This is a genomic window from Chromohalobacter sp. 48-RD10 (genome assembly GCF_029889785.1).
Classification (GTDB): domain Bacteria; phylum Pseudomonadota; class Gammaproteobacteria; order Pseudomonadales; family Halomonadaceae; genus Chromohalobacter.
In genome coordinates, this window is record NZ_JARANX010000098.1 from 1 (window position 1) to 2,108 (window position 2,108).

Here is a 2,108-nt window from a genome sequence, read left to right on the forward strand (position 1 = left end):
TTCTGTAGGCCCAGCATCACGGTCTTGTCATCGCCGGTCGGAAATGGTCCATACGGGTAGATAGTGGAATGCGAGGCACCGGCTCGAGGCGGCGGCTCGGCACCGTCGAACGCATAGTACATGGGATAGCCCATCCACTCGACGAGACTCTCCAGCATCGACACGTCGATATGGCTACCCACACCGGTGCGTCCGCGCAGCAACAAGGCAGAGAGGATATTGCTGAAGGCATACATGCCGGCAGCGATGTCGGCAACCGAACAGCCCGCCTTGGCCATGCCTTGCGAGCCCGGCGTGCCCGTCGTCGACAGAAAGCCCCCCTCGCTCTGAATCAGAAGGTCGTAGGCCTTCTTGTCGTGATAAGGACCGTCTTCGCCATAGCCCGAGATATCACACACGATAAGTCCTGGAAACTCGGCGTGCAGCGTGTCGAAGGACAGTCCCAGACGCGTCGCGGCACCCGGCGCCAGATTTTGTACCAATACGTCGGCTTGGCCCAGCAAATTGTCCAGAATCGTCCTGGCCTCGTCATTTTTGACGTCGAGTGTCAGGCTTTCCTTGGAGCGGTTAGTCCATACGAAATGAGAAGACAAACCGTTGACCCGCGCATCGTAACCACGCGCAAAATCGCCGACGCCAGGACGCTCGACCTTGATGACGCGCGCGCCCATGTCCGCCAACTGCCGGGTGCAGAAGGGTGCAGCGATCGCGTGTTCCAGGCTCACGACGGTCACGCCGTCCAGGGGACGTTGAAAAGTCGGTAATGCTGTCATGCATGTATTCCTTGGCTGTCGTCTATGGGGCTGGCGCCTTCAGCATGCATTGAGAAAATGCACGGGGTGAATTTGCATTTATGCAAGGCGGGATTTGGCCAAGCCGAACACCAAAGACCGTGATCAAACCTTCACTTAAAGCTCGGGAAACACATCATGCATTTCGATTTGCCGGATTTGCGCTTGTTCGTTCACGTTGCCGAGGCCCATAGCATGACGGGCGGAGCCCAGCGCGCTCACCTTTCGACGGCATCCACCAGCACCCGCATGAAAACTCTCGAGGGCCAATTAGGCAGTCGGCTTTTCTATCGCAGCAGTCAAGGAGTGGAGACTACCCCAGCGGGTGAGCGGCTGCTCCGGCATGCGCGGACGATTCTCCGCCAGGTCGAGCATGTAAAAACCGATTTCTCGGGCTATGCCGAAGGAGCGGCCGGTCATCTGCGCATCTTTGCCAATACGACAGCCGTGAGCGACTTCATGCCGGACGTATTGGCTCAATTCCTCGCTTCCCGGCCCGGCATTACCATCGATCTTCAGGAACGCTTGACCCATGACATCATGCGCGGCGTACTCGATGGGGCAGCCGATATGGGTATCGTGGCAGGTGACGTCACATCACAGGGGCTGCAATGCGTGCCTTTCAGCCGGGACCGACTAGTCCTTGTCGTCCCACAAGGGCATGATCTCGCGGCAAGACATCAGGTCGCCTTCCACGAAAGCCTGAATTATCGCCATGTCGGTCTGCACGACGGCAGCACGCTGATGCAGTTCCTGAAAGAGCAGGTTCAGGGTCTGGGACAACCCCTCCCCCTGAGAATCCAGGTTCTCGGCTTCGAGTCCGCCTGTCGCATGATCGAGGCCGGCGTTGGCATCGGCATTCTACCGGCCTCTTGTGCCCAGCGTTATCGGCAAACGATGGACATCAGGCTCATTGCATTGCAGGACACATGGGCCCACCGCGAACGTAGCATCGTCGTCCGCGAAGTGGATGCCTTGCCGAGCTGTGGCCAACAGTTGCTGGATACCATCGTCAACTATCCGGGGTTTGTCGAACCTGGCCAGCTAAAAGCAGAGTGACTCCGAGAAGCCCCATACGCACCGGCGCCGAGATCCACGCTATCCCAACAGCGAACGGATACCCGCCAGGGCGTCCTGGCCGCGCGCCTGCTTTTTCTCGGGGTCTTCCTTGTCGGCGCGCCCTTCCCATTCCAGGTCATCCGGCGTAAGTTCCTCGAGGAAGCGGCTGGGGGTGCAATCCAGCAGCTCGCCGTAGGTCTTGCGCTGACGGGCCAACGTCAGGGTTAGCGTGCGCCGCGCGCGGGTGATGCCGACATA

Annotated in this window: 2 protein-coding genes and 1 pseudogene; 1 reads left to right on the forward strand and 2 read right to left on the reverse strand. The window is 59.3% G+C overall.

The features are described 5' to 3' along the window. On the reverse strand, positions 1 to 773 hold a 773-nt coding region (locus tag OP496_RS17325; RefSeq protein ID WP_280565102.1), incomplete at its 3' end, for a CaiB/BaiF CoA-transferase family protein. Between the two features lie 156 nt (positions 774 to 929). Here OP496_RS17325 and OP496_RS17330 point away from each other — a divergent pair. Then, entirely contained in the window at positions 930 to 1,850 is a 921-nt protein-coding gene (locus OP496_RS17330; RefSeq protein WP_280565104.1) for a LysR substrate-binding domain-containing protein, read from the forward strand. A 39-nt stretch (positions 1,851 to 1,889) separates the two neighbouring features. Here OP496_RS17330 and OP496_RS17335 read toward each other — a convergent pair. Continuing rightward, positions 1,890 to 2,108 (reverse strand): annotated as a pseudogene (locus OP496_RS17335) (ATP-dependent DNA helicase Rep); the annotation flags it as partial.